25 protein-coding genes and 3 pseudogenes are annotated in these 26,678 nt (G+C 38.0%); 9 read left to right on the plus strand and 19 right to left on the minus strand.

The features are described 5' to 3' along the window. Window positions 1-136 (minus strand): annotated as a pseudogene (locus tag A2003_RS08560) (histidine utilization repressor); the annotation flags it as partial. Between the two features lie 148 nt (window positions 137-284). Continuing rightward, window positions 285-1,340: a Rieske 2Fe-2S domain-containing protein gene (locus A2003_RS08565; RefSeq protein ID WP_286687159.1), complete on the minus strand. Its 1,056-nt coding sequence runs from the start codon at window positions 1,338-1,340 to the stop codon at window positions 285-287. Window positions 1,341-1,517: 177 nt separating this feature from the next. Between A2003_RS08565 and A2003_RS08570 the strand changes: the two genes are divergently transcribed. Next, window positions 1,518-2,447, plus strand: coding sequence for a LysR family transcriptional regulator (locus A2003_RS08570; protein WP_286687160.1), 930 nt, complete (start codon window positions 1,518-1,520; stop codon window positions 2,445-2,447). A 131-nt stretch (window positions 2,448-2,578) separates the two neighbouring features. After that, window positions 2,579-3,529 carry an allantoinase PuuE gene (gene puuE / locus A2003_RS08575; protein ID WP_286687161.1) on the plus strand — a complete coding sequence of 317 codons (951 nt, stop codon included), beginning with the start codon at window positions 2,579-2,581 and terminating at the stop codon, window positions 3,527-3,529. Between the two features lie 118 nt (window positions 3,530-3,647). Here the strand turns inward: puuE and A2003_RS08580 are convergent, their stop codons facing one another. The 4 genes and pseudogenes from A2003_RS08580 to A2003_RS08595 form a co-directional block, all read right to left on the minus strand. Then, the gene (locus A2003_RS08580) at window positions 3,648-5,090 is read right to left on the minus strand and encodes an amidohydrolase family protein (RefSeq protein WP_286687162.1); all 1,443 of its coding nucleotides are present in this window, start codon (window positions 5,088-5,090) and stop codon (window positions 3,648-3,650) included. Further along, window positions 5,087-5,881: pseudogene (locus A2003_RS08585) on the minus strand (ABC transporter permease). Before A2003_RS08585 ends, A2003_RS08580 begins: the two are co-directional and overlap by 4 nt. Beyond that, window positions 5,874-6,695: an ABC transporter ATP-binding protein gene (locus A2003_RS08590; RefSeq protein ID WP_286687163.1), complete on the minus strand. Its 822-nt coding sequence runs from the start codon at window positions 6,693-6,695 to the stop codon at window positions 5,874-5,876. The pseudogene A2003_RS08585 and the gene A2003_RS08590 overlap by 8 nt, the downstream one beginning before the upstream one ends. 52 nt (window positions 6,696-6,747) lie before the next feature. Continuing rightward, on the minus strand, window positions 6,748-7,728 hold the full coding sequence (locus tag A2003_RS08595; RefSeq protein ID WP_042892876.1) for an ABC transporter substrate-binding protein: 981 nt from the start codon (window positions 7,726-7,728) through the stop codon (window positions 6,748-6,750). Window positions 7,729-8,400: 672 nt separating this feature from the next. On the opposite strand from A2003_RS08595, the gene A2003_RS08600 reads away from it, so the two are divergent. After that, window positions 8,401-9,414 carry an isopenicillin N synthase family dioxygenase gene (locus tag A2003_RS08600; RefSeq protein WP_125272788.1) on the plus strand — a complete coding sequence of 338 codons (1,014 nt, stop codon included), beginning with the start codon at window positions 8,401-8,403 and terminating at the stop codon, window positions 9,412-9,414. A gap of 12 nt (window positions 9,415-9,426) precedes the next feature. On the opposite strand, the gene A2003_RS08605 is transcribed toward A2003_RS08600, so the two are convergent. Both A2003_RS08605 and alc read right to left on the minus strand, forming a co-directional pair. Then, on the minus strand, window positions 9,427-9,960 hold the full coding sequence (locus A2003_RS08605) for an ureidoglycolate lyase (RefSeq protein WP_286687164.1): 534 nt from the start codon (window positions 9,958-9,960) through the stop codon (window positions 9,427-9,429). A 250-nt stretch (window positions 9,961-10,210) separates the two neighbouring features. Then, window positions 10,211-11,215 (minus strand): allantoicase, encoded by a 1,005-nt coding sequence (alc, locus tag A2003_RS08610; RefSeq protein ID WP_286687165.1) that lies wholly within the window; start codon window positions 11,213-11,215, stop codon window positions 10,211-10,213. Window positions 11,216-11,381: 166 nt separating this feature from the next. Between alc and A2003_RS08615 the strand changes: the two genes are divergently transcribed. Then, complete coding sequence (locus A2003_RS08615) at window positions 11,382-12,095, plus strand: FadR/GntR family transcriptional regulator (RefSeq protein WP_286687166.1); 714 nt, start codon at window positions 11,382-11,384, stop codon at window positions 12,093-12,095. 317 nt (window positions 12,096-12,412) lie between these two features. Further along, entirely contained in the window at window positions 12,413-13,570 is a 1,158-nt protein-coding gene (gene hpxO, locus A2003_RS08620) for an FAD-dependent urate hydroxylase HpxO (protein WP_286687167.1), read from the plus strand. A 72-nt stretch (window positions 13,571-13,642) separates the two neighbouring features. Here the strand turns inward: hpxO and A2003_RS08625 are convergent, their stop codons facing one another. From A2003_RS08625 to uraD, 4 genes and pseudogenes are all read right to left on the minus strand, one after another. Continuing rightward, window positions 13,643-13,990: a lysozyme inhibitor LprI family protein gene (locus tag A2003_RS08625; RefSeq protein ID WP_151769240.1), complete on the minus strand. Its 348-nt coding sequence runs from the start codon at window positions 13,988-13,990 to the stop codon at window positions 13,643-13,645. A gap of 310 nt (window positions 13,991-14,300) precedes the next feature. Beyond that, window positions 14,301-15,676 (minus strand): annotated as a pseudogene (locus tag A2003_RS08630) (nucleobase:cation symporter-2 family protein). 43 nt (window positions 15,677-15,719) lie between these two features. Then, entirely contained in the window at window positions 15,720-16,055 is a 336-nt protein-coding gene (gene uraH, locus A2003_RS08635) for a hydroxyisourate hydrolase (protein WP_151730622.1), read from the minus strand. After that, window positions 16,055-16,555, minus strand: coding sequence for a 2-oxo-4-hydroxy-4-carboxy-5-ureidoimidazoline decarboxylase (gene uraD / locus A2003_RS08640; RefSeq protein WP_286687168.1), 501 nt, complete (start codon window positions 16,553-16,555; stop codon window positions 16,055-16,057). The genes uraH and uraD overlap by 1 nt, the downstream gene beginning before the upstream one ends. A gap of 262 nt (window positions 16,556-16,817) precedes the next feature. On the opposite strand from uraD, the gene A2003_RS08645 reads away from it, so the two are divergent. The 4 genes from A2003_RS08645 to A2003_RS08660 are packed head-to-tail and all read left to right on the plus strand — an operon-like array spanning window position 16,818 to window position 19,039. After that, window positions 16,818-17,384 carry a nuclear transport factor 2 family protein gene (locus A2003_RS08645; protein WP_151730623.1) on the plus strand — a complete coding sequence of 189 codons (567 nt, stop codon included), beginning with the start codon at window positions 16,818-16,820 and terminating at the stop codon, window positions 17,382-17,384. Window positions 17,385-17,420: 36 nt separating this feature from the next. Then, a complete protein-coding gene (locus A2003_RS08650; RefSeq protein WP_286687169.1) occupies window positions 17,421-17,789 on the plus strand; it encodes a roadblock/LC7 domain-containing protein in 369 nt (122 codons plus the stop codon). 49 nt (window positions 17,790-17,838) lie between these two features. Continuing rightward, window positions 17,839-18,336, plus strand: coding sequence for a chalcone isomerase family protein (locus A2003_RS08655; RefSeq protein WP_151730624.1), 498 nt, complete (start codon window positions 17,839-17,841; stop codon window positions 18,334-18,336). A gap of 13 nt (window positions 18,337-18,349) precedes the next feature. Further along, the gene (locus tag A2003_RS08660) at window positions 18,350-19,039 is read left to right on the plus strand and encodes a response regulator transcription factor (protein ID WP_004959303.1); all 690 of its coding nucleotides are present in this window, start codon (window positions 18,350-18,352) and stop codon (window positions 19,037-19,039) included. Window positions 19,040-19,041: 2 nt separating this feature from the next. On the opposite strand, the gene A2003_RS08665 is transcribed toward A2003_RS08660, so the two are convergent. Genes A2003_RS08665 through A2003_RS08695 form a run of 7 tightly spaced genes read right to left on the minus strand, consistent with a single transcriptional unit; the run spans window position 19,042 to window position 26,536 of the window. Next, the gene (locus A2003_RS08665; protein ID WP_039047254.1) at window positions 19,042-20,370 is read right to left on the minus strand and encodes a sensor histidine kinase; all 1,329 of its coding nucleotides are present in this window, start codon (window positions 20,368-20,370) and stop codon (window positions 19,042-19,044) included. A 28-nt stretch (window positions 20,371-20,398) separates the two neighbouring features. Then, window positions 20,399-21,448 (minus strand): SAM-dependent methyltransferase, encoded by a 1,050-nt coding sequence (locus tag A2003_RS08670; protein WP_004953470.1) that lies wholly within the window; start codon window positions 21,446-21,448, stop codon window positions 20,399-20,401. A 9-nt stretch (window positions 21,449-21,457) separates the two neighbouring features. Beyond that, a complete protein-coding gene (locus A2003_RS08675) occupies window positions 21,458-22,237 on the minus strand; it encodes a DUF1295 domain-containing protein (RefSeq protein ID WP_286687170.1) in 780 nt (259 codons plus the stop codon). A 33-nt stretch (window positions 22,238-22,270) separates the two neighbouring features. Next, window positions 22,271-23,470, minus strand: a complete 1,200-nt coding sequence (locus A2003_RS08680) for an SAM-dependent methyltransferase (RefSeq protein WP_004914971.1) — start codon at window positions 23,468-23,470, stop codon at window positions 22,271-22,273. Then, window positions 23,445-24,260: a DUF1365 domain-containing protein gene (locus A2003_RS08685; RefSeq protein WP_130576383.1), complete on the minus strand. Its 816-nt coding sequence runs from the start codon at window positions 24,258-24,260 to the stop codon at window positions 23,445-23,447. The genes A2003_RS08680 and A2003_RS08685 overlap by 26 nt, the downstream gene beginning before the upstream one ends. A 15-nt stretch (window positions 24,261-24,275) precedes the next feature. Then, a complete protein-coding gene (locus A2003_RS08690; protein WP_286687171.1) occupies window positions 24,276-25,550 on the minus strand; it encodes an NAD(P)/FAD-dependent oxidoreductase in 1,275 nt (424 codons plus the stop codon). After that, on the minus strand, window positions 25,550-26,536 hold the full coding sequence (locus A2003_RS08695; RefSeq protein ID WP_151769237.1) for an acyl-CoA desaturase: 987 nt from the start codon (window positions 26,534-26,536) through the stop codon (window positions 25,550-25,552). Before A2003_RS08695 ends, A2003_RS08690 begins: the two co-directional genes overlap by 1 nt. Window positions 26,537-26,678: the final 142 nt, after the last annotated feature.

The following is a 26,678-nucleotide window of genomic DNA, read 5'->3' on the forward strand; positions in this document are numbered from 1 at the left end:
GAATCTTTTTATTGACTGTCCATGTGCCTTCGTAGATTTTCTGTGAAATCATTTGTTTCACTCGCAAGTACAAAGGTACAGGACTGTCTTCCCCGAGTGATAAATCCAAATCAGTTTGCTTGGATGTTCTTGACATTGACTAAAACTCATACACAATACTTAGAGCTATTGTATATAGATTATCGCCAATTTGTATATACAAGCTTATACAATTAAACGTCTAAAATTAAATTAATGTTGAATTTCATTTGCTTGATTTTTGAAAATTCTAAACTTGTATAAGCCTAAACTGTATAGCGCTTACTCAAACCCCAATCTGCCAATATACGACGATACATGGTCGAGGAACGATCCGCTTCAAAATGTGCTTCCATTGTAATATCTACAGGCAATTCTTCAGGTTTTTGAGACTCTACCATTTCTTGATCTTCTGCAAAAATTTGTGCATTAAAGTCATAAACAGCTTGCAAATCCCCAGTAGTATCAAAGTTACGTGTCAGTGGTACAAACAATCGAGTTTTGTTATGCGAGATTGGGCAACAAGCATTTAAAATCTTTAACACACCATCATTCGGAAAATGAATCGTCAATACTGCTGAAAAAGGTGGATAGACATCAAAAATCCGCTCCCAAAGAAAATCATCAGGCGCTAAATGTTGCATCCCATGCGGATAATTACTGACGTTACTGACATATTCAGTATGTAACCCATAATCGGTGCGTTCAGTTAAATATTTCGGAACAACTGGATTTTCACGGTCAGCAAAGGCTTCATGATGCACCCAAGCAAAATGTGCCACATCAATAAAGCCCTCTAATTGACGACCACTCGAACCAGCAATATCCACATATGGAGGTAGAATTGCTTGGTGTTCTTCTGTATCCCATGTATATAGTACCGGGAAATTTGCCAAGCTTTCATCTCTGCCTAAAATACTCGTCCATACCAAACCATATTTTATAACTACTGGAAATTTGGTTAATAAAAAACGATCAGAAATTTTGGTTAAATCAGGCTGCGCAGGAATTTTTGTGCATTTACCTTGCTCATTGAAATGCAAACCATGATAAGGGCAAATAATGGTTTCGCCTTCAACCCAACCTTTACTTAGTGGTACACCACGATGTGGACAAATATCACGAACTAAATGAATGTTGCCTGACTCAGTTTTATAAATCGCCATATTCAGATCAAGCAACGTGACTTGCTGTGGATTAGTCGTTACATCTTCAACTCGTGCTACGGGATACCAATGTTGAGCCAATATGTGCCAATCCTGATCATCAAACTGACTGTGACAAGGCTTATTGGGAAGATTGATTAATGGAATTGCATTCATGCTTTGCTCTCATTTTTCTGCTATAGATCGAGAATCTGTATGGCTTAAATGCAGTGTGAAACAGAATGTTTTTTCCGTCTATTAGAATGAATTTGATCATTCATTCTAAAAATTAGAACAGGAACGGCACTAAAATTGCTTTTGTATAAATACTTATTTTTATAAAACGTACATGTAATGGCATTACCCTTTTCTCGCTTCGCTGAATATTTTATTGCAGTCGCCAAAACAGGTAGTTTAAGAAAAGCAGCGGATCAGCTTTTTATTTCTGTTTCAGCGGTTCATCGTCAGATCGTTTTGGCTGAAGAAGAACTTGGTGTAGCTCTATTTGAACGTCTGCCGAATGGCTTAAAACTGACCTTGGCTGGTGAATTGTTATATGCAGATTTGCGAAATTGGCAAAAAGACTTTCAAATGACACAAAAGCGCTTGAATGAAATCCAAGGCTTACAGCGTGGTTCAATTGATTTTGGTGTAATTTCCGCACTCAGTGAAAGTTTTATCACGGATGTGATTCAAACCATTCATCAAGATTATCCTTGGATTAATTTCAATATTCGCGTCTTAGATAGCGACTCTGTTGTTGATCTCGTCATTAACGCAGAGCTCGATTTTGGTTTAATCCTCAATCCAAAACATCAGCATCAATTGCAAGTCAGCTCTTTTATTGAAATGCCACTTGGTTTCGTCATTCCGAAACAACATCCCTTAGCAAATAAAGAAAAAATCTATTTCTCGGATACATTGGAGTTCAACCATATCATCGCTGCTGCACCGTTGATTATTCATGATCATGTCATGGCCTTATATAAGAAGGATGATTTTAATCAACCCCATCAAATTGAATGCAACGATATTCGTATGATGCTGTCATTTCTTAGAAACAGTCTAGGCATTGGGATCATGAGTTATCTAGATGCCTATGCTTTTATTGAAAATGGTGAATTTGAGTTCAGAACTATTCACGAAAATGGACTACATCCGATTACCCTTGCCTTGTGTGTTGCACCAAAACGGCAACTCTCACGAATATCACAAATTATGATGAATCAAATCATTGAACACATGGAAGCACTAAAATTGCGCATGATTGAGATTATCCAGTAAACAAACTCGATTAACGCACCAAAATAAAACACACAAACATTTGATTTATATTGCTTTATTATTTGACACCCAAACATTTCATCAAGTAATTTAATGAGAAGTTTCACATTTCCATCTTCTTAGGCAAACCCATGACACCCATAGATCAAACTAGCCATGTCACCCATGATTATCCTCGAGATATGTTAGGTTATGCCAATCATCCTCCACATGCTCAGTGGCCAAATCAAGCCAAAATTGCCGTTCAGTTTGTATTGAATTATGAAGAAGGTGGAGAAAAGCACATTTTGCATGGTGATGATGGTTCGGAGCAGTTCCTCTCTGAAATCAGTGGCGCTGAAAGTTATCCAGCACGACATTTGTCCATGGATTCTATTTACGAATATGGTTCACGTGTCGGGTTTTGGCGAATTCAACAGGAGTTTGCTAAACGTCATTTACCTATGACGATTTTTGCTGTTGCGATGGCATTACAACGAAATCCGTTAGTGGTTGAAGCAATCAAACAAAATCACTATGACGTTGTTTCGCATGGTTTACGTTGGATTCATTATCAAAATATAGATATTGAAACTGAGAAAGCACATATGACTGAAGCCATGCAAATTTTAAAAAATTTATTTGGGGAATATCCAACAGGTTGGTATACAGGACGTGATAGCCCCAATACCCGTCAACTGTTAGCTGACTATGATCATGTGCAATATGACAGTGATTATTATGGGGATGATCTACCTTTTTGGACAACACTATCGAAAGAGAATGGTGAAACTCGTCCACATCTCATTATTCCATATACGCTTGATACGAATGATATGAAGTTCGCCTCTCCGACTGGTTTTAATCGTAGTGAAGATTTTTTTGAGTATTTAAAAGATGCTTTTGATGTGTTGTATGTTGAAGGAGCGACTTCACCGAAAATGCTATCAATCGGGATGCATTGTCGAATTTTAGGTCGCCCTGCTCGTTTTAAAGCACTACAGCGCTTTTTGGATTATGTGCAAAATCATGATCGTGTATGGATTTGTACTCGTCAACAGATTGCGGAGCACTGGTATAAATATCATCCTTATCAGTGGTAAACCTATCGTTAGACTGGCGGTATCCTTGCCGCCCTACACGATAGTAATCATCAATATAAATTCAAAAAGCTTAAGCCCTACTAAAGTAAATCATAGCCTAATAATATTACGTAACTGCTTAGGCTATTTTCGCCATTTCCACACTCCTCTGTTGCAAGAGTTTTACCGCATCCTTAGCTTGCGAAGCCAGCTCCATCATATCAACATCAGGAATTTGGTCATTTTCTACCACCATTTTCCCTGCGATAAACATTGCTTGGATATGTGCCCGACCACCACTCGCGACAGGGGCAATTGCCATATCATGTAAGCCAAAATAACGAGGATCATCTAAACGATACAGCACTAAATCAGCTTGTTGACCTACTTCAATCGTACCCACTTGATCTAAGCCTAAAATTTTAGCGCCTCCAACTGTGCCCCAACGTATAATATCTTCAATAGTCGCAGCATCAGCCCCGCCTTCAAATTGCCCGCCCTCGTACTGTGGGACAGCCAACATCCCTTTTCGAGCACGTTGCAATAACCATGCGGCATGTGTTTCTGACAACATATCGGCAGCCTCATTTGACGCCGCACCATCCACACCAATCGAAATGGTCATGCCAGCTTTTTCTAAAGTCACTAAATCAGCAATACCGCTACCCAAACGCGCATTACTTTGTGGGCAATGTGCAATACCTGTATGGGTTTGCCCCAAGATTTGAATTTCTTCAGGTAATAGCTTCACGAGATGCGCAAACCAAACATCATGTCCCACCCAATCATTTTCGGCACAATATTGCACAGGTGTCATGTTAAATTTGGCTTTTGCCGCATCCAAATAATCTACCGTTTCAGATAAATGACTATGCATTCGGATACCTAGTTGACGCGCGATCTTGGTACTTTCCCGAAACTGTTGCGCTGTCGTTGAGTGCAAAGTCGATGTCGGCGCCATCACGATTTTGCGAAAAGCATGACTATCTGGTTGATGATATAAATGCACTAAGCGCTCAATATCCGCCATATAGTCATCGAACTTTTCAGGGCGCAATGCCTGTGGTAATTCACTTTCTAAACCACGCGTGAGCGTTGCACCACCTCGACACAACACAAAACGCATGCCTAGCTTTTCTGCTTCATCAAATAATATCGCAGCGCCATCAAACGGCATTTTTGGCCAATATAAATAATGATGATCGGCGACTGTTGCACAACCTGAACGTAATAGTTCAATTAAGCCAATACGAACCGCAACTCTAAATGTTTCTTCATCAAATGCACCACGAAAACGATATGGGGTGCTGGCAAGCCAAGCTGTTAAGCTTTGATTTAAGCCTTGCGGCTCACCTTTCAGTAAAGATTGAAACAAATGATGGTGTGTATTGACCCACGCTGGATAAATAACGCAATTTTTTGCACTCACCACCTGTTCATGTGGTTGTTGCGTAAGCTGACCTATTTCCTTAATTTTGCCATCTTGAATACGAATATCAGTGGCAGAAGACCGCGCGGCATTCGCTGATAACCCTGTCAAAATCGCATGGGCATTTTTAATCAAATAACTGTGGTTCATCATACTTGTTCACTCTCATGCCATTTATTTAAGAAAATACGACTCAACAAAGACATGGCGACAAATAAACCCAGACCTGTACAAGTAATTAAAAATAAAGCCGCAAACATTAATGGTAAATCTAACTGGAAACCCGCTTATAAGATTTGATAAGCCAAGCCAGCACTAGTACCACCTGCTCCTGCAACAAACTCAGATACCACTGCACCGATCAAAGCCAAACCACAGGAAATTCGTAAACCACCAAAGAAATAAGGCAATACATTTGGTACACGTAAGCGCATTAAAATTTGCCAACGGCTTGCTCTATTAATCTGAAATAAATTGAGCAAGCCTTTATTTACGCTGCGTAAACCGAGAGTTGTATTGGTTAAAATTGGAAAAATTGCCACTAACATGGCGCACACAACCAGTGCTAGAGTTGTATTTTGAATCCAAATAATTACTAGCGGTGCAATTGCAACAATCGGTGTGACCTGAAATAAAATTGCATACGGCATAAAACATGCCTCAAGCACACGACTTTGTACAAATACAAAAGCAACCAAAGTTCCAATGATGACTGCACACGCAAACGCCAACATAGTAATTTTCAAAGTGACCCATAAACTACCAAATAGCAAACCCGATTGATTGATCATGCTCATTGCAATATCACTCGGCTTCGGCACGATATAAACAGGAATATTCATCTGTTGAAAACTCAGTTGCCAAACTAGAAGTAGCAACAAACCTAAACTCAGTGGTGCCGCAATACGCTGGATCGCAGGATTTTGCAATAAAGGTTTAATCATGATCATGGCCTCCACTTGCTTCTGCTAATAATTCAGAAAGATGAGAGCATTGTTTGATAAAGCCTTCAGAGGTTCTAAAGGATTCATCGCGTTGATACGGTCCATCCACAGGTAGATCTGCAACCACACGCCCTGGGCGTGCACCCATCACAATCACACGTGAAGACAAATAAACCGCTTCATAAATACTATGGGTAAGGAACACAACCGTTAGATCACGCTCTGACCAAAGTTTGCGAATGTCACTATCTAATTTATGCCGCGTAAACTCATCTAATGCGCCAAAGGGTTCATCCATCAGTAATAAATCAGGTTCTGTAACCAATGCTCTTGCAAGTGAAGCACGCATTTGCATACCGCCTGGCAACTCTCTTGGATAGGCTTTGGCAAATTTATCCAAACCAACGGCTTTTAAAGCTTCGTGGACTTTTGGCGTACTTTCTGACTTGGCAACATGCCTTAAATCCAAAGGTAAACGTACATTATCTTCAATATTTGACCACGGCATTAAGGTGGCTTCATGAAATACCATTGCCATTTTGCATTGCGACTGAATATCAGCCTTGCCGTTCCAACGCACATGCCCAGCAGAAGGCTGCTCAAGGTCGGCAAACATTTTTAATAATGTACTTTTGCCACACCCCGATGGTCCAAGCAAAGAGACGATTTCACCACGCAAAATATTGAGGTCTAAACGTTGTAATGCATGTGTACCATTTGGATAAGTTTTTTCTGCGCCTCTGACCATAATCATAGGCGTTAAGAAATTTGATGATTCTTTGACTGGAATATCAACAGATAAAGCTGAATTCATATGGTTTCCCCTTCGTGCAAATGCCCTATTTTCTTAACCGATTCAAAACAGCTTATTTCTTCGCAGTATTAACGAACTGTGTTGTATAAGCCGATTTCCAATTGGTTTTGGCATTGAGTAAACCTGCACCCACCATAAAGTCACGCGTTGCTTTCCAACGGGCATCGGTCATCACACCAACACCCATTTTTTTCGCATCCCCTCCATCAATTAAGTTACGTTTACGCATTTGATCTACTGCAAAAGCCAGTAGCTCATCATTCATATTTGGATTTTCTTTTTTAATCACTGCATTTCCTAATTTCGGATCTGCTAAATAATTTTTCCAACCCTCCATCGAGGCTTGAACAAAACGGCGAAGTACATCTGGCTTTGCTTGAATCACATCATTGCGTGTAACCAAAATACCACCATAAGCAGGATAACCAGCATCGGCAAATAAGAAGAAATTACTTGAAGGTTCAGCTTTTTTTGCTTGTAACACTTCTGAAGTCGCATAAGCTTGTTGCGCAACATTTTTCCCTGCAAGGAATGGCTGCATGTTAAATGTATATGGACGTGCTTGAGCTGCATTTAAATGATATTTGCCTTTCAACCAAGGCCACCAACTTGCTTGACCGCTCGTCGAGACAAGAATCGTTTTTCCTTTTAGATCAGCCAAAGACTTTACATCGCTATGTGTAAGTATGCCTTGTGGATCAAATTGAAATGGTGCAGCAATGGCTTTGATTGGGAAATTGCTTTCAATTCCTTTTAGAACTTGTAAATCGTAATTAATAATAATGTCTGCACGTTTTGAGAGTAATAACGTCATATTGTTGACTTGCGCCCCGCCGATTTTAATATCGACATCTAGACCATATTTTTTATAAATCCCTTGTGCTAAAGCTTGATAGTAACCACCTTGTTCAGCTTGCGCATACCATGTCGTTTGTAGAACCAATTTATCGGCAGCTTGAGTAAATGAACTGAATAATAGTGTGCTTGCAATGACAGTTAATCGTCCTTTGCCTACATAATGCTGAATTTTCATAAGTAAGACCCCTAAATATGTATGAACTCATTTCGCTATTCTTTTAGGGGAATCAAAACCAAATGTATAAAAGCACACAGATTCTCTCAAAGCCAAATCATGACTTTGTCCCCAAAAGAGGAACAGCTAACGCTGTAGAGCAATGTCCCATGTGTAATACACACTAACCGCTTATACTCACTCATGATTTAGCAAACACCATGCCAGTATTTATTTAATAGAGATTTTTCATATAGATAGATTAAAAACTAGATTTCATATTGATGTCAGCTATTCATTCTTCACTAACATTTGCGCTTTATTCTGAATTATTTTGGATAAAAAAATAAAATGCACCATTTTAAGACCACACCATGCGCAAAAAATAATCAAATATTAAATTAACCACCAAACCTATTGATTTATTTTCATCTAATCAGCATTAAATCTAGCATTTTACAGACACTAATCCAGTTCGTAGCTTATTTTTAAACATTGGTATAGAAAATGCCTATATAGATTTGTTAGAGTAGAAGCGTTCAGCATATATCTAAAAATATATGTGGGTCATTGCTCAGAAATAAGCTCACTTTCTATTGATTTAGAAGGTATTGCTCTTTTTTGAAATAATGACCCAGTCGCCTTTCATTCAATTTGATTGGGTCATGGTCTATCCAAAAATTGAGGTGAAATATGAATGCAAACATGACCAACTTAGCTGAGGAAAATAACTACAGCCTCGAAGAACTCCAGAAAGAATCTCGCATGGGCGCTTTAGGTCAAGAAACATTTGAACGTGAAGTTCGCGTGATTGATTTATCTGACTTTGAACAACGTAAGTATGACATAGCAGATCAGCTCTGGTCAGCAGCAACCGATATTGGTTTTTTTCAAGTTTCAAATCATGGCATTGATTTAGATCAAATCAAAAATGCCTTTGAAATGACTGAAAACTTTTTCAATCTTCCTGAACACATCAAAGCACAATACCCATTGAACCGTAATGCGGGCTGGGAAAGTAAAGCGCAAATTCGACCATCCACCAGTACGCCTGATCAAAAAGAATCTTATCAAATCACTCGTCCACGTATGGCTGGCTTATATCCCAGTGAACAGGAATTACCGACATTTAAAGCAACCATGCTTGAGTTTGAAAAATCTTGCTGGCAAGTCGGTATGAAAATATTATCTTGCTTCGCCTACAAACTTGACTTTGCAGATAATTTCTTTGCCCTTGCACATGACCCCGACCAAGAAACCTATCAAAGCACGCTTCGGATGTTGCACTACTATGCAATCGACCCAGCCATTAAAGATCAACTTGGTTTATGGCGTGCAGGTGCACACACTGATTTTGATTGCTTAACTTTATTGTTCCAGCGCAAAGGTCAAGGTGGCTTGCAAGTCTGTCCTGGTAAAGATATGGCGCAACAACAATGGACTAGCATTGAACCAAGAGACGATGTGATCACCTGTAATATTGGCGATATGTTGATGCGCTGGAGCGATGATCAATTACCATCGAATTTCCATCGTGTCAAAAATCCTGAAGCTCATGAATATCAGGGTGCACGATATAGTTTGGCATTCTTTTGCCAAGCCAATGAAGATGTTGTGATTGAAAGTCCTAAAAAGAAATATCCTGCGATTACGGCTAAGGAATATTTAAAACAGCGGATTAGTGCCAATTTTGAAGGGAAATACTGAGTAAATTTGCGGTCAGAGACTCACTATCTCTGACTGCGGTTGTTGCTCAACAATCCAATATGACTGAGTCAAATGGTGTACATCACAATTTTTGCCCTCACCGATACGATCCACCACTAAAAAATCACTTTTAGCTTCTAAAGTAATAAGTGGATGATGCCAAACCCCTTGGTGATAATTCACACCTTGCCGACCATTGGATAAAAAGGCATAAATCTGTTGTTCATCAGGTCGTGTTTCATCAAATGCTAATGCCACGATGATGATAAATTTCTGTTGTTGTAATGGGATAAAAGACTGTGAACCATAAGGATGACGCTCCAGCATATCGATTTTAAATGGAATCTCTGTTGCTGATAAATTATGGAAAACACTGATACCCACAGCAACATTGTCGCCAGACACTTGCGCGATAGGTAATGAATGATAGCGCTCTGTTAAACCTTGATTAATCGGAAAAAAATCATGGTTTTCTTTTTCAATAACATCACCAAAGGCTGCGAAGTTGGCTTGAGTTAATGGCTGAATCTGGATGCTTTTCTTCATAGATTGATTTTCACTTTAATACCTTGAATTTAATTTAAAAGTGATCTAATTATTAAAAAATGATTAGCAGAGTCATTCTGAGTTATCATCAAATCTCAGGATAAACCTGCGGTTCGCCCTACTTTTCTTTCGGGAAAAGTAGGCAAAACCATTTGTTAGACTGACATTACGTCCATGTAATGCAGTCCAACAGGCGGCATCCATGCCGCCTCCACGATAGTAAATAAATACCTAAATTTCATATCTAATACTATTTAATAATTTTTCTCCATAAACGAATGCGACTAATCCCACCATCTGGAATCATATTTAGACGGATGTAGTTCACTTTTTGATGCTGCAAGATTTCAGCAATATATGTGTGAATCGCGTCCATTGATAAAGGCTGCTGTTCTAATAAGTAAGACCAAAACATACTTTGAGGAATCAACTGTGCATCTGTTGCATCCTCAACATAAGCGGCTTGGATCGAACAAAATGCAGGAAAATTACCTTTAAAATGTGCTGTATCAACTTCTATTTTTTCTACATGCCCAGTTTGTCCTAACGCAATAACACACCAATCAAAACCAGGCTCACGGCGGCGCTTGGTTTCCCAACCATCGCCCATATTAATGCCACGATCTGGGCTGAGTAGGTTATTCGGATGCCCGTAATGTGCATCACTAAATGCAACAATACGCCCACCATTTTTCAAACCAATCAGATCAATTTGTTGGGTTGAATCTATATTTTCCAGTAGGACATTTCCGTAAACACGTAAACGAGCAACACCGCCATCAGGGAAAATGTTAAGTCGAATATGAGTGATTTTATGTGCTTCGCAGCTAAAAAAATGATGATGATCAGGAGACAAAACCGAGTTTTCTAACAATGGGATCCAAGTAATATTTTCCAGTTGATCATCAGGTGCATAACACCCTTCTATTGAGGCAGAAGCAGGATAATTCCCTGTGAAAAAAGAAGTATCGAGATCAAAGCCTGAAACTTTTCCAGTTACACCTAAGCGAACAATACACCAATCATAACCAGCTTCGCGCTTACGGCATGTTTCCCAGCCATCCATCCATTTGCCATGATCATCAAACTTACCTTCAATAAATTTTGCAGGTTCTGGTTGTAGCATTCGTTCCGCACTTGCAAAAAACTCATCTGAACAAGATACAATGCTCGCGCCGATGGGCGCACCAGCTAAATTGGTTAAACCCTGTAAGTTATCTGGCAAAGTTACTACTTTGGCAATATGCACCGTCATTGATCAATCCTAAAAACATTTTCATATGGTTCATTCTATGCAAAATCCAGTCCAACTGGTCTGACCTGTTGCAAATAATTATCTAATTTTAGCTTTGAAGCAATTTAAATTTATGAATTTTGTGTAGAATCAAATTGTTCATTTTTATTTTTCGGAAACGATGTTTATGAGTCCACAAGAAATGCTTAATGGAAAATCATGTCAGGTGACTGAGCAAGCTGTGGAAATCATTCATCAACGTATTCAAGAAGGTACTTATGCAATTGACTCTACATTACCTTCCCAACGTGATCTTGCTGCCCAGTTAGGAATCAGTCGCGCTTCTCTACGTGAAGCTTTAACTCGCCTTGCTGCTTTAGGTCTATTAGAAATCAAGGCTGGTAAAGGTGTTTATGTCATTTCAAAGCATAGTAAAGCAGCCGAACAATGGGAAGGTGAACATCGCATTTCTTTAAAAGATTTCTATCAACTACGCTATGTGCTTGAAGGATTTTGCGCCTTGCTGGCATGTGAATATCTAACTAAACAAGATAAAGTGATTTTAAAACAACACTATGAAGCGCTCTCAAGTGCAATTTTGGAACAAAATTGGCAAGCTGCATCTGATTGTGATTATGCATTTCACCAACATATCATTGAATTAAGTCATAATCAGTCAATCATTCAAACACTTAAAATGCATAATGAATGGATTAAGAAAAGTCAGATTCTTCCCTTCGTTCAACCTAATCTAGCATTCAAAACCATTCAAGAACATGATGCGATTTTACAGGCGCTATTTAAACAAGATGCTATAGCGGCTGAAAAAACGATGCAGGCACACATTATTGGCGCTGCACAACGTGCTGGAGTTTATTTTTCTCGTCATGAGCAATCATAAAGCTCAAAAACTTAATTGTCATTTTGATTCATTTATCTAGGATCAGATATCGATACACATACTTTTTTTATTTTATAGATTGATGATATATAAATAACTTTCTCAGAGAAGCATGTTCTAGATAAAAATTTTACCCACCAAAATACCAACGCACTGCTTTAATCCAAACTTTGAACTACATTAAAACACCCAACCTATTCTTGCATTTTAATAATGCAAATTTACTGGTATGACCTGTTAAACCACAGGTTAAAATTGGCACAATTCTCGCTTAAGACTTATTAGAAATTTATAGTTCTAAAATTAGGGTCTAAAAGATGAATATTGCGATTGTAGGTGCAGGTATGGGCGGTTTGACTGCTGGTATCGCTTTAAAAAAATTTGGGCATCAAGTCACGATTTATGAGCAAGCAGCTGAAATATTACCTGTAGGAGCAGCGATATCACTCTGGTCGAACGGCGTAAAATGCCTAAATTATCTTGGTTTGACTGAGCAAATTCAAACTTTAGGCGGACAAATGGAATCATTAGCCTACATCGATGGCCTGAATAATCAAACCATGACTCAGTTTGATTTAACTCCTTTGTATAAAGAAGTTGGACAACGTGCCTACCCTGTTGCGCGTGCAGATTTACAACAACTTCTCATGGAAACATTTGGCTTAGAAAATATTAAACTAGGCATGAGAATGACCGAGATTGAAGATCAGTCTGAATATGTCAATATTCATTTTTCCGATGGTTCCCAGATAAAAGCAGATCTATTGATTGGTGCAGATGGCACTCACTCTATCACGCGTAAGTTTGTACTCAGCAATCAAGTTGAACGACGTTATGCTGGTTATGTCAATTGGAATGGACTCGTTGAAATTGATGAAAAAATTGCACCAGCACAACAATGGACAACCTATGTCGGTGAAGGAAAACGTGTCTCACTTATGCCTATAGCACAAAATCGTTTCTATTTCTTTTTTGATGTGCCTATAGAAGCAGGTCTACCCAATCAACGTGATCAATATAGAACTGAGCTGAAAAAAAATTTCAAAGATTGGTGTTCACCTGTGCATCAACTGATTGATCGTTTAGATGAGCAAAAAACCAATCGCGTTGAAATCCATGATATTGAACCTTTTATGAGTTTTTATAAAGGTCGTGTCATTTTACTTGGCGATGCAGCACACAGTACAACCCCAGACATTGGGCAAGGTGGTTGCCAAGCAATGGAAGATGCTATTTACTTGGCACGTGCTTTGCAAATAAATACTTTTGGGCTAAGTGATGCACTAGAACGATACCAGAACAAACGTAATGACCGAACCAAAGAAATGGTATTACGTGCTCGTAAGCGTTGTGATGTAACGCATATGAAAGATCAAAAAGTGACTGAAGAATGGTATCAATCACTCTATACAGAACAAGGTTCGCACATCATGCAAGGAATTATTAGCAATATTGTGGGAAATCCTTTAGATTAATAACATAAAGTTTTAACTCCCCCCTTCAATGGGGGCTTTTTTTGTCTAATTTTAATTTTCAGAATTATAAAATTAAAGTGACTTCAAAAAGTCTATACGCTGTTTCAACAGCGTGACCTGACAATCAAGATTAAAAATCATCGTTGAGGGACTATAGCCACTATCAACACTAACAAAATCACCACACTGCTGATCTTTATAATTAGACCAAGACTTCTGAGCTGTATCTAGCTCTTTTCTAGCTTCAGTCTGTTTATAAACTTTTTTATAGATTGTATTTAGCTCAGTCCTCAACCTTTTTACTTCTTTATCTAAACATTCTGTAGCTTCAAAAGAATTAGCTGATTTAGCACAAATCTGAGCAGCGTAAATTTCTGAAGACATGGCTAACGTTAAAATTAATAGGCTTTTTTTCATCATTATTTTTTCAATCAAGATAGTTGTTTATAAATTCAGATAAAGTCTAACCTAATTTTAGAAATTATTTAGAAATAAAATTAACTTAACATACATTTACTCTCTTTTTAGACAATCGAAAGCACTCTAATTGTGTTTTTCTAAATTTTTAAGAGCCCAACAACAAATCACTTCTAAATTATTTAGAATACTGTTTTATCTTTTCTCAAATCAAAAGCTCCCCTAGACCTATTCAAAAATGAATAAGTAATTTTTTAATGGTTGATGTTTAAAACGTGTGATTGATTTGGAAAATCAAGCCACTTCTATACAGCTATGAGTGGCCAGAATTAATAGGTAATGTTGTTGTTTCCACCGATTTTTTGGCGAAAGGTAAATGATTAAATAAAATATTGAGCAAAATGGCAGTGATACATGCTGAGCTAATTCCAGAATGTAATAGTGTACTAACCCATTTTGGAAACTGTGCATAGAACTCATGGTTTGCAATCGGAATCATTCCAATTGCCAATGAGGTTGCGACAATAATCAGATTTTTATGATCGTTATAATCAACTTTTGCCAATGTGCGGATACCACTTGCGGCCACTGTGCTAAACAATACAATACCTGCCCCACCTAATACTGGCATTGGAATAGCAGCGACTAACCGCCCAACAATTGGTAATAAGCCAAGTACTACCAAAATCCCTCCAGCAGTAGATACAACAAAACGACTTTTGATTCCTGTAATTGCAACCAAGCCTACATTTTGTGCAAATGCGGTTTGCATAAACGAACCAAAAATTGGGGCAACTGCACTGGACAACATATCAGCGCGTAGACCATCTCCAATCCGTTTAGAATCAACTTTGCTTCCAACAATTTCACCAATTGCGATAATGTCCGCCGTAGTCTCAGTCATAATAACTAAAGTTACGATCACCATAGAAAGAATGGCAGTAAATTCAAATACTGGCATTCCAAAATGAAAGATATGAGGAAAAGCGAACATTGAACCGTTAGCAACTTTGGAAAAATCTGCAAAACCAGCCAATGAAGCGATAATTGTTCCTAATACAATCGCCATTAAAATTGCCAGACGACGCATTAACTGACTTTTTAACATACTGAAAATAATGACAATCGCTAAAGTCATCGCAGCTAAACCAATATTTGCTGGATCTCCCCAGTTTTCAGCTTTTGGATTCCCCCCATCATCCAACGAATCGCAACGGGCAATAAAGAAATACCAATCATCGTAATCACACAGCCAGTCACCACAGGTGGGAAAAAACGAATAATTTTTGAAAAGAATGGTGCTAGTAATAAACCAATCAATGACGCAACGATGACTGCGCCAAATGCTGAAGCTAATCCTCCACCTGTGGTGACAATTGCCAAAATTGTTGCAACACCAGCAAAAGAGACTCCTTGAACAATCGGCAGTTTTGCACCGAAATGCTTAAAGCCCAATGTTTGTAACATTGTTGCTATGCCTCCAACAAAAAGCGCAGCAGCAACCAACAAACCTATTTCCGAGGCTTCTAAACCTGCGGCAGCGCCAATAATGATAGGTGGTGCAATAATTCCACCATACATGGTCAGCACATGTTGCAGTCCATAAATGATGTTTTTATTCATTCCTAAATATTGATGTTCTGCAGATACCCTTGCACGAGCTTCACTGTGCATTTTATCGTTGTGCATGTAATTTTCCTCTATAAAAATTCTTTGTTAATGCATGGTGTACCTAGCTACCGCGATAGGTTGAATAGGAAAATGGACTAATTAATAAAGGCACGTGATAGTGCTGATGAATATCCGATACTGTAAAATCGATACAAACTTTTGGATAAAAGCTTTCAATCTCTAGAGATTGAAAGTAATCGGCAATGTTGAAGATGAGCTGATAATTGCCTATTGTGAATGAATCAAGATTAAAAGCTTTAATACGACCATTTACATCGGTTAATTGCGTACCCATCGAAATATAGCCTTGCGACGTTTCCTTTAATAATTCAACAGAAACCCCTACAGCAGGTTTACCCAATGCAGCATTTAGAATATGTGTACTTATACCTGCCATTATTGAATCTCCTGCTTTAAGCGAATTAATGCAATTTCACTGAGTTGTTGTTTAACTTCTTGCTGCTCTTGTTCAGCTGAATTTTCTAAACGTCGATTGAGTTCTGTTAACATTTCTGTACCTGAACGCCCTGCCGCTCGAATCAAAAAAATATGACCAAATTTGTGCTCATAAGCTAAATTGCCCTGAAAGAGTGCTTGTTGAATATCTTGATCTACACCAAGCTGAGCCTGTTCTTTTTGTGAAAACTGCTGCTCTCTTTCCGTTAATGTCATGGCAGCTTTTTTTTCACCAATTCGTGGATGTTGTGCCAGTGCTTCTAATATTTCTGACCATTGCCATATTCGAGCTTGTAAAGCAGCCGCTTGATATAATTCTTCAGCTGAACCAAAAGGTCGTTGCAGAACAATACTTTCAATCCATGATGGAATATGAACGCATGGTTTTAATGCTTCAAATGCTTGCTCATCATTTAAAAGATTAAATCGTTCTAAATTCATTGTTGCTCCAAATTATTTCATTGTCAGACTGGTCTGACCAGACAATTTATATTCAGGCAATGAACATGCCAAGACCGAATTTTGAGGACTAATTATTTTTTGAATTAAGTAAAATTAACAGTAAAAAAATCTTAAATTACTGTTCAATAATTAAAAAAGTTTCTTTATGTTTCATCGCTATAAAAGCATGGTTTTTCAAGTTCACGTCATATTCACACCTTCACTTCTAGAATCAAAATATGTATGTAATTGGATGATAAATATGACACTCTTAAAAACTCTAGCAATATCAACACTTACCTTGATTTCGCTCGTCGGATGTAAAAGCGTGCCAAGTTATACATCTGATTATCGTCAAGCTGATAAAAATATTACGGGTGTGGCTCTCGATCAAGAAAAGGCACAAATGATTGGTAACCGTTTTGTGAATGCCTTTAATACTTTAGGTACACCAGATTTTGTTAACAATGCCAGTGAATTATATGCAGATCGTTTATTTATCAATGACACACTTTCTCAATTTTCAAATAAACAAGACCTAATCAAACACTTTGAAGGCATGAATAAACGTGTGAGTAATGTCACGGTTAAACTTGTGAGCGCCACACATCAACGTGACTCTGCTTATATTCATTGGTATATGGCATATGACTTTAAAATGTTTGGTCGAACCAAATCTATGGCTTCATATGGTGTCACTCAGATGAAAATAAATGGTTCAAATCAAATCATTTTCCAACAAGACTATTGGGACCCAGCAAATGGTTTATATCGCTCATTACCATATGTCGGAAGTGGTTATTCTATGATCTTACCGTTCAAAAAATAGTTTAAAATTCAGCCCCCTTTAAGCAGAAAATAAATTATGGAAATCAATTTATTATCAAAACAATTAAAACGGATTAAGGCTTTAATTGTTCTAGCGCTGATCGATGCCTATGATGGTTCGATTCTCGAATACTTTGGTGATGAATTTTTCAATATTGATTTAGCTGCTGCTGAAGGGGCAAATTTACTCAGCTATCAACGACAACTGATGGCTGAGCTTGATTCAAATGATTACTTAGAAGGTGTCTTGGTCACGATGCGCGATCAATATCATATCGTGACGCCATTGGAAACCAATCATACGCTTTTCCTTTATGCTGTTTTAGATCGTACCGACACAAATCTTGCTTTCGCACGGTATGAGATACAGCAAGTTGAACGAAAACTTAATTTCTATACCTATTAAGCTCGGTCTATATAAGGCTAGATCTACATTTGAAAACTGAGGATTTGTTATGTTTTACCACAGAAAAATCATAGTGCTCTCAAGTGTACTATTTCTCTCTCTCGCAACAAATCTTAGTCATGCAAGCACTCAATTTTGTAAAAACGCGCCGATTATCGTGACTAAAAAGAATGTTGGTACAGTCAGTTATTATGCTAGTGACTGTGATCAAAAATGGGATAGTCAAGATATACAGCTCGACTTCATGTACACTCGCGATATTCCAGAATGGGCTTTTAAAAGAGCAGCCACTCATTTCCTCAAGAAAAATGTCAGCAATTTTACGGATAATTCTGCATTGAATAAAATTACATCTTTATATAAGCCTGTCCGTAAAGGCGATCTGTACTCATTAAAATATAGTCATTCCAATCAAACACTTTCGCTGTCTTTAAATCAAAAACCACTTGGGAAAATCACGGATACTGAAGCCAATCAGTATTTTAAAATTTGGTTTGGAAGCCAGCCATTTAATGCTAAATTAAAGCAACAATTACTAAATCAATAACTTGACTATTATTATGAGCAATCAATTTATTCTGATGGTTGAAGATCACTATGAACTTGCAGCAACAGTGTGTGAGTTCCTAGAAGAGCATGGCTTTGTGATCGATCATGCACGCAACCTTGATGCGGCACGAAATTTTCTAAAGAACCAACCCTACCATTTGCTACTTTTAGATATCAACCTTCCAGATGGTTCAGGCTACGACTTATGTGAATGGCTTAGAAATGATCAAGGTAAAGATATTCCTATCTTGATGTTAACCGCGAGAGATACCTTAGATGACAAATTAAAAGGTTTTACTGCTGGAACAGATGACTATTTAGTTAAACCTTTTGATTTTAATGAATTAGTGATGCGTATTCGTGCGTTGATTAAACGATCTCTTGGAGAGGTTTCTTCTAGTAAAATTCAAATCCATGATCTTATTTTAGATAGTTCTACCCAAACAGTTACCCGTGCAGGTCAACATATTGAGCTGCCAAGAATTCAGTTTAAATTACTCAAAATTTTGATGCGCAATTCACCTAAAGTGATCACTAAACAAGAAATTATCATCGAACTATGGGGAGATGAAGAACCTGAAAGTGATGCTTTACGCAGCCATATCTATAACTTACGCAAAATGGTCGACAAACCATTTGACCAAAAGTTAATTCATACCGTCTCAGGTGTTGGCTTAAAAGTCGCTTTTGAAGATTATTAAACTCAATTCATATACACCACAACGATTAAACCCGTTGTGTTTTCCAGTTTGAGATATTTGCGTGTGCTCAAATAATATTGTCGATCAAATAGCTCAACACGCCAGCCTAATTGATTACAGAGTTTTTGCACCAACTGTAATCCGATACCATGCCCTTTTGCTTTAAGTTGCAGTTGAGTCGTATTTAATTCTTGAACTTTGGAATCATTCGGCATCGTGATTCCAATCCCATTATCCGCAATCACAATACTATTTTTACGTTGAATAATATGAATGTTTGAGCCTTGGGAATAATTCAGAGCATTACGCAGGATATTGCTCAGAACCATTTTAGTCATAGATGGATAAATCATACGAGGAAATTCTTGAGGATCGTATTGGACTAGAATCTCCATTCCTTTGCTTTGACTCACTGGATCTAAGTCACTTACCAAATCACGAATGATCGTTGATAGAGTCATTTGTTCAGCGGTTAGCGTGTTCGTAGTGTTTCGAGCAATAGCCAATAGCGTATCAACCAACAACTGCATATCTTCGATGGTATTCGAAATTCGATTTAGTGATTTATCTTCACCATATTTCGCCTGACAAAGTTGCACATTGCCTTTCAAAATCGTTAGTGGAGTACGCAATTCATGGCTCACATCACCCGTAAACTCTCTTTCTCGATAAATAAATTCAGTTAAAACTTGATGATATTTTTCCAGCGCTTGTTTTAGATATTCCGCTTCTAAATTGCCATTGGTACTAATGCCTTGAAACGGTGATGCTTCTTTATTTTGATGCGCCCAATCAATATGTTCTAAAGCATTGGCTAATCGAGTTATCGGTGAGAAATAACGTTTAGCACGACGGTTGGACCACCATAAAATACTGTAAAGCACAATAAGGCTAAACATTAACGGTGCAAGTCCGAACATCCATACAATTTTATTAACGTTACTTTCGCCAAAAACCAATAAAACGTGCTGACCATTTCGCTCTCCGTAAACAGTCATACGTTCTTTTCCATCCACAAAGATGCGGTGTACACCTTGTTCTAAACGTTGTCCTTTAAAAGCAGCGGGCGGCATTGCTGTGTTCCAACGATAGCCGTACAAATTCTTTGTGTCTGGTAAATCTGCATTTGGATTACGATCGACTCGAAGCCAATAATGTTCCATCTCTTGCTCGAGTGCAGTTTTAAGTAAAGAACCCTTAATTACCCATGCACTACACGCAATACCAATAATGATTGAAAGTGCGATCAGACCTATTTGCAACCAATAATGACGATTAAACATCTTGCTCAATGGATGTGTATTCACGCCATGATTTTTCGGTTTTAACATAAGCTGATCTGCAATAAACAATAATTAATTATACGACTTTCTTATTGAACAGGAAGTGACCAATCACCCACTCTTGCCCTTGTTCAAATCCAAATAACTCTGCACAAGCCATAAAGAATATACGCCAACGTTGCCACCATGCATCTGCATCTTGTGCATAGACTTGCTCAAACAAAGGTCTTAACTCATCAGCATGGCGATCCATATTTTCTAGCCAAGCATTAGATGTTTTTTCATAATGTGTGCCTGACCACTGCCAATGCTGCGCAAGCTCTAAATGATCTTGAAAATGTAAGAATGTAGAGGTAGATGGCATCAGACCACCCGTAAAAAAGTAACGTGACATCCAGTCATATTCACTTTTGATTTCAAAAGGATAATGTAAAAAGCGATGACAGAAAATATGACACCACAACTTACCATCTTCTTTAAGCCAAGACTGAATTTTCTCAAAGAGTTTCTGATAGTTTCTAACGTGTTCAAACATTTCAACCGAAACTACACGATCGAATGTATTGGTCTTTAATTCAAGCACATTGACATCGCAAGTGATGATTTGAATATTATTCAAATTACGTTTTTCAGCTTCAGCTAAAATATGCTGACGTTGAGTTGCAGAATTTGAAACACCTGTGATCTTCGCATTTGGATAACGCTCAGCCATCCATAGGGTAAATGATCCCCAACCACAGCCCAATTCTAAAATCTCTTGACCATCCTGCAACTGTGCACGATCGCTATATATTTGCAGTGCAAATTCTTCGGCTTCATCTAATGTGGTGTGGTCATGTGGAAAGAAACAGGCACTATATTTCAAACGTTTGCCTAAGACAGCCTGAAAGAAAGCAGTCGGCAACTCATAATGTTGCTCATTGGCTTTGTCTGTTTCAATCGCAATCTCACTGTGCTTCAACATATTGAGCACGTCCATATAACGCTGTGCACCTTGCTCAGGATCATAGCGCCCTTCTTGAATCAAACGCTTTTTACTCAATGCACGGATTGCTGCACGAATTGCCTGATCTGGAACTAAACCGCTTTCAACGAGTTTTAAAGATTTTTGAATAATAAAGTCCATGTGCAGTACCTACTGTTTGGGTTTCCACGGAATAAACATTGAAGTTCGTTTTTGATAATCGAGATAATTTTGACCTCGATTTTTTAATGCTTGTTGCTCACTGAATGGAATACCCGTGATGTAATACAAGAATAACCACATCAAAATTGGATAGATCCACAAGCTTAATAATCCTGCCGCTAATCCTATGATGGGATAAGCAAACCAATGCAGCCATTCAAAGAAGTAGTTTGGATGCCTTGAATACTTCCATAGACCTTGATCCATTGTTTTGCCATGATTTTTAGGATTTTGCTTGAAACGATATAATTGTTGATCTGCAACCGTCTCACCGACGAATGCAACAAACATCATTAGACCTGCAATAATCAGATAATCATTGATATCCATGCTCCAAGACATGCTTGGCACATTGAGCAAGCTCCACATCGGAATGCTAAATAAAATGGCTAATCCAGCCTGAAACATGAAAAATAGAAAGAAACCAAAATGTTGATATTTGCCCATTGCTCTACGCATGTTGGCATATCGACGGTCTTCTTCATGCTCAGCTAAATAACGACGGAATAGATGCAAAGTTAGACGCAAGAACCATATTGAACTGAATACGCCGAGAAACAATCTGACATTTAACGGAGCGATCTCAACAAACAATGCTGTAATGGCAATATTGAGAACAATACAGAAACTCCATGCGACATCTACGATACCAGCACGATGGTTAACTGTTGCCCACAACCAACAAAGCGTCATCACAACAGCATCAAGTAAAAACAATTGCCATATCATAACTGCCTCCTTGATGCTTAAAATAATGAGAAATTAATAAGGACTTGCTTCAAATAACAGGTGTACATCGCTGATCACCCCTTCTTTAAAGCCACCTTCGCAATAGCAAAGATAGAAATCCCACATCCGAATAAAGTTTTCATCAAATCCTAAAGCCAAAACTTGTTCTTTAGCATTTAAGAAACGCTCACGCCATTGATGAATCGTCTCAGCATAGCTCAAACCAATATCTTCAAGATGCTTTAAGCGTAACTGTTGTTCAGATGCCGCTTGAGTTAAAACGCTGATACAAGGGATAAAGCTCCCTGGGAAAATATAGCGTTTAATGTAATCCACGGTATTCAAGGCTTTTTTATAGCGCGCATCTTCAATCGTAATAGCTTGAATCAATCCCAACCCGTTCGGTTTTAATAAGGATCGGCATTTATTAAAGTAAGTCGATAAATATTGCTCACCCACCGCTTCAATCATTTCGATCGAAACTAACTTGTCGAATTTGCCTTCTAACAATCGGTAATCTTTGAGCTGAACATTGACACGATGACTGAGACCCGCATCGGCAATACGTTTGGTTGCTTCATCGTATTGTGCTTGAGAAATAGTGATCGTAGTCACTTTACAGCCATAATGCTGAGCAGCGTAGATCGCAAATCCGCCCCAACCACTACCGATCTCAACCAAGTGATCCATCGGTTTGAGTTGTAATTTCTGACAAATCAGCTCTTTTTTATAATCAGAAGCTTCTTCTAGAGTCATATCTTTGTGCTTATATACTGCACTGGAATACATCATTGAAGAATCAAGAAAGAGTTTGAAAAAGTCATTGCTCAGGTCGTAATGCTCTGCAATATTTTTTCGACTTCCTGACAATGAATTTTTACGTGTTTTGTACCAAGCTTTTAATACAAGTTGGCTGGCTTGAGAAATCACATTCTGATTAATCTTATCAAGCACATGACGGTTTCTCGCCAAAATTTGAATGACTTCAACGAGGTGTTCACTGCTCCAATAGCCGCGAATATAACCTTCAGCCGCACCAAGTACACCGTTTTTAAAAATGAGATCGATCAATTCTTTATTATGAATATCTATCGTAGCTTCTAAATCTGAAAGCTCTCCCACGGTACCATTCCATTCTCCACGAAAATGAATTTGACCATGACGAAGTTTGAGCAAGCTCCGAAGAACCAAAGGCAGTGAATCGTGTTCACCGAAAATAAGCGTTTTCATCATGTTGTTTTAAATCCTTATCTTTTTTAGGGTGCCGATAAAATGGAACTTTCTTTCGCCATAGATGAAAAGCTTGAACATAGATCGAAGCTAACATCTTGAAAGGTTCAAAGATATGATGAATAGCATAACGATTCAGTTGTGAAGGAACTGTGATGCTGGTTAAAGTGAAACGCATCGTTGCATCAAAGATAAATTTATCTGATTGATAAAGCTGCATATGAATCACATTTTGTTCATCTGAAAAGTTAAAGCACCATTTATAGTGAATATCCATCGGCATAAATGGAGACACATGAAAACTCTTTTCAAATTCGAACTCATAACTTTTGAAATGACTGTGCTCTTTTAATTTTTGACGGCAGTCATGCACATAAACTTTACGTTCATTCCAAGGGGTATTGGTGATTTCACTCAATATGAAAACAGGTTGTTTTTGAGGATTAAGTACAAAATAAAAGATGACTGAATTAAAACTAAATCCTAAAGTTCTTGGCAATGCGAGCACACGAATTTCTGATTGAGTCGATAAAATCGTGTCCACTTGCTGCAAAAGGATTTTCTTAATTCGTTCTCTGATCGAACCTGTATAGCCTTTTAGAAAATCATTTTCATAAAGATTTAAGATATTCCAACGCGAAGTTGAACAAAGCCATGAACGATCTAGGTTTTGATCGATACGATCTGGATCAAAGCATAAATAGCTCAAACTAGACTGAAAATCGTGTGCTTTGGGATGAAAGCGCCGATGTCTAATCTGAGCTTTGGCTATGGAAAGTGAATCTTCAAACATGTGATCACCTCCAAATTAGTCTTTAAGTTCTAATAGCTTATCTACTACACGCTGAGCACTTCTCGCCCCATCTTCATGAAAGCCCCACCCCCAATATGCTCCACAAAATGAACTGCGGTTTTGACCATTGATCAGTTCCCAACGCGCTTGTGACTCAATTGCTTTTTTATCAAAAACAGGATGTCGATAATGACGTTCGACATAAATCTTATCATTCGCGATCGGCATATTCGGATTCAATGTAGAAAATACCTGCGTTTTACAAGGTAGATTCTGCAAGCTGTTCATCCAATAGGTAAATCCATAGTGTACTTGATGAACTTTACCATTTTTTTCAGGTTTTTCTTGAGCAGTGACATGCACATGCCAACTCGCCCATTGAGATTGACGCTTCGGCATAATCGAAGTATCGCGATGTACCACCATAAAGTTATCTTGATAATCAAAACAACCTAATACATCTCGCTCATCTGCCGAAGGATTTTGAATAAGCTGTAACGTATCATCAGCATGACTCGCAAACACAACCCAATCAAAAGTTTCTTGTTCTTGATTCGTGACAATATGAACTAAATCATTTTCACGAATCACTTTTTGAACTTGCGCTTTCTTCCAAATAATCGATGGGCAAGCTTTTTGAATCGCTCGTATATAAGAAGCTGAACCACCTTTTACTGTCTGCCATTGTGGTCGATCAGCCAACTGCAACATACGATGATGTTGAAAGAAACTGACCACAAATTTGTAGGGTATCTTCCCAACTTGATCAACTGGACTTGACCACAGTGCGCCACACATTGGATAGAGATGTTCTTCTCTAAAAACCTGGGAGTAGTCATTTCGATTTAGATAATCTTCAATACTTAACTCAGCATCACATTGATCCACGACAACATCTTTATTCTCCTGATAAAATCTGATCAAATCAGACAGCATCAATCGAAAGTTCTTATTTAAAAAATTTTGCGGACGAGTCAATAATGACCATTTTTTAGATGGATTGTACTGTAGACCAGTGACCTGATTATTCACAGAAAAACTCATATCACTATTCTGTGCTTGGACACCAAGTTCAGCAATCATTGCACTGAATAAAGGATAGTTATAGTCATTAAATACAATAAACCCACTATCTACTGCAACATTCTGTTCATCAATCCAAAGATCGTGGGTGTCAGTGTGTCCTCCGAAATAATTTTCTTTTTCAAAGATCGTGACTTGATGCTGCTGTGATAATTTCCATGCGGCATACATGCCTGAAATACCTGAACCTACAATTGCAATCTTCATCAAGACTTCTCACTTTGAATTTTATTCGCGTTCATTTTTAAATTTTGTATTTGAGTTTTATGCGCATCATAAACGCGCTCAGGTACTGGTTTGATCGCCCAAATGAGACCAAAAAAAGACATCATTTTTAAAATGTAATAAGTTATATCGATTTGCCACCAGAAAAAACCTTGTCGAGTGCTACCTGCATAATAGTGATGATTATTATGCCAACCCTCGCCCAATGTAATAATCGAAAGGAATAAGTTATTTCGACTATTGTCATTAGTCTCAAAATCTCGGCTTCCATACAAGTGAGCAAGCGAGTTAATACATAAAGTTGCGTGAATCAACAAAACTGTTGAAACCACAAAACCCCAAACCAGCAATTGCAAACCTGATGTACCTAAACTTGGATAAGTAACCGCTAACCACTCACCCAAACCATAGATTGATAAAGCAGTCAGTAACACAACGGGTAAACTAAATCGGTCTAACCAAACTAATTCTGGAAATTTGATCCAATCTTTGATGACTTCCTTTCGCGTTGTGAAATTCTGTTCATTTAGGAACCAGCCGATATGGCTATACCAAAAGCCATGCTCTGATGAGTGTGGATCATGCTCTGTATCGGTAAAACGATGATGATAGCGATGATGAGCAGCCCACCATAAAGGACCACGTTGCGCACTCATCGTTCCAATCAAGACAAATATAAATTGCACAGGACGAGAAGTCTGAAATGTTTTATGTGACAAATAGCGATGAAAGAATGCTGTGATCGCAAACATACGAATAAAATAAAAAAACAGCATAAACGCGACTGCAAACCAAGATACACCGACCCAGAAAACGGCTAAACATGCGATATGCAAAAAAATAAATGGAAGGATTCGCAACCATTGAATTTTAGTATCTTTATATGTTTTAAACGTATCAGACTCATTTGTCTCAGAAGTTTGTGTAGTTGACCAACTGTCTATCCATCGCAGAAAAAATTTAAACATTGATTCTTCCTGACCCATTTCTCTTGTAATTTTGATTTTATAAAATTTGGTATGAAATTTATGTGAAGATCAATTATATAAAAAAATATTAGCAAAATGATCGTGTAAAATCATTTAAAAACAAAAATTTATTTATACTCAT

This window comes from Acinetobacter sp. GWC1_38_13 (assembly GCF_001767535.1).
Classification (GTDB): Bacteria; Pseudomonadota; Gammaproteobacteria; order Pseudomonadales; family Moraxellaceae; genus Acinetobacter; species Acinetobacter junii.

Coding starts and splice junctions, on each gene's coding strand:
- A2003_RS08565 (WP_286687159.1), bottom strand. CDS start 1,340: ATGAATGCAATTCCATTAATCAATCTTCCCAATAAGCCTTGTCACAGT.
- A2003_RS08570 (WP_286687160.1), top strand. CDS start 1,518: ATGGCATTACCCTTTTCTCGCTTCGCTGAATATTTTATTGCAGTCGCC.
- puuE (WP_286687161.1), top strand. CDS start 2,579: ATGACACCCATAGATCAAACTAGCCATGTCACCCATGATTATCCTCGA.
- A2003_RS08580 (WP_286687162.1), bottom strand. CDS start 5,090: ATGATGAACCACAGTTATTTGATTAAAAATGCCCATGCGATTTTGACA.
- A2003_RS08590 (WP_286687163.1), bottom strand. CDS start 6,695: ATGAATTCAGCTTTATCTGTTGATATTCCAGTCAAAGAATCATCAAAT.
- A2003_RS08595 (WP_042892876.1), bottom strand. CDS start 7,728: ATGAAAATTCAGCATTATGTAGGCAAAGGACGATTAACTGTCATTGCA.
- A2003_RS08600 (WP_125272788.1), top strand. CDS start 8,401: ATGAATGCAAACATGACCAACTTAGCTGAGGAAAATAACTACAGCCTC.
- A2003_RS08605 (WP_286687164.1), bottom strand. CDS start 9,960: ATGAAGAAAAGCATCCAGATTCAGCCATTAACTCAAGCCAACTTCGCA.
- alc (WP_286687165.1), bottom strand. CDS start 11,215: ATGACGGTGCATATTGCCAAAGTAGTAACTTTGCCAGATAACTTACAG.
- A2003_RS08615 (WP_286687166.1), top strand. CDS start 11,382: ATGAGTCCACAAGAAATGCTTAATGGAAAATCATGTCAGGTGACTGAG.
- hpxO (WP_286687167.1), top strand. CDS start 12,413: ATGAATATTGCGATTGTAGGTGCAGGTATGGGCGGTTTGACTGCTGGT.
- A2003_RS08625 (WP_151769240.1), bottom strand. CDS start 13,990: ATGATGAAAAAAAGCCTATTAATTTTAACGTTAGCCATGTCTTCAGAA.
- uraH (WP_151730622.1), bottom strand. CDS start 16,055: ATGGCAGGTATAAGTACACATATTCTAAATGCTGCATTGGGTAAACCT.
- uraD (WP_286687168.1), bottom strand. CDS start 16,555: ATGAATTTAGAACGATTTAATCTTTTAAATGATGAGCAAGCATTTGAA.
- A2003_RS08645 (WP_151730623.1), top strand. CDS start 16,818: ATGACACTCTTAAAAACTCTAGCAATATCAACACTTACCTTGATTTCG.
- A2003_RS08650 (WP_286687169.1), top strand. CDS start 17,421: ATGGAAATCAATTTATTATCAAAACAATTAAAACGGATTAAGGCTTTA.
- A2003_RS08655 (WP_151730624.1), top strand. CDS start 17,839: ATGTTTTACCACAGAAAAATCATAGTGCTCTCAAGTGTACTATTTCTC.
- A2003_RS08660 (WP_004959303.1), top strand. CDS start 18,350: ATGAGCAATCAATTTATTCTGATGGTTGAAGATCACTATGAACTTGCA.
- A2003_RS08665 (WP_039047254.1), bottom strand. CDS start 20,370: ATGTTAAAACCGAAAAATCATGGCGTGAATACACATCCATTGAGCAAG.
- A2003_RS08670 (WP_004953470.1), bottom strand. CDS start 21,448: ATGGACTTTATTATTCAAAAATCTTTAAAACTCGTTGAAAGCGGTTTA.
- A2003_RS08675 (WP_286687170.1), bottom strand. CDS start 22,237: ATGATATGGCAATTGTTTTTACTTGATGCTGTTGTGATGACGCTTTGT.
- A2003_RS08680 (WP_004914971.1), bottom strand. CDS start 23,470: ATGATGAAAACGCTTATTTTCGGTGAACACGATTCACTGCCTTTGGTT.
- A2003_RS08685 (WP_130576383.1), bottom strand. CDS start 24,260: ATGTTTGAAGATTCACTTTCCATAGCCAAAGCTCAGATTAGACATCGG.
- A2003_RS08690 (WP_286687171.1), bottom strand. CDS start 25,550: ATGAAGATTGCAATTGTAGGTTCAGGTATTTCAGGCATGTATGCCGCA.
- A2003_RS08695 (WP_151769237.1), bottom strand. CDS start 26,536: ATGTTTAAATTTTTTCTGCGATGGATAGACAGTTGGTCAACTACACAA.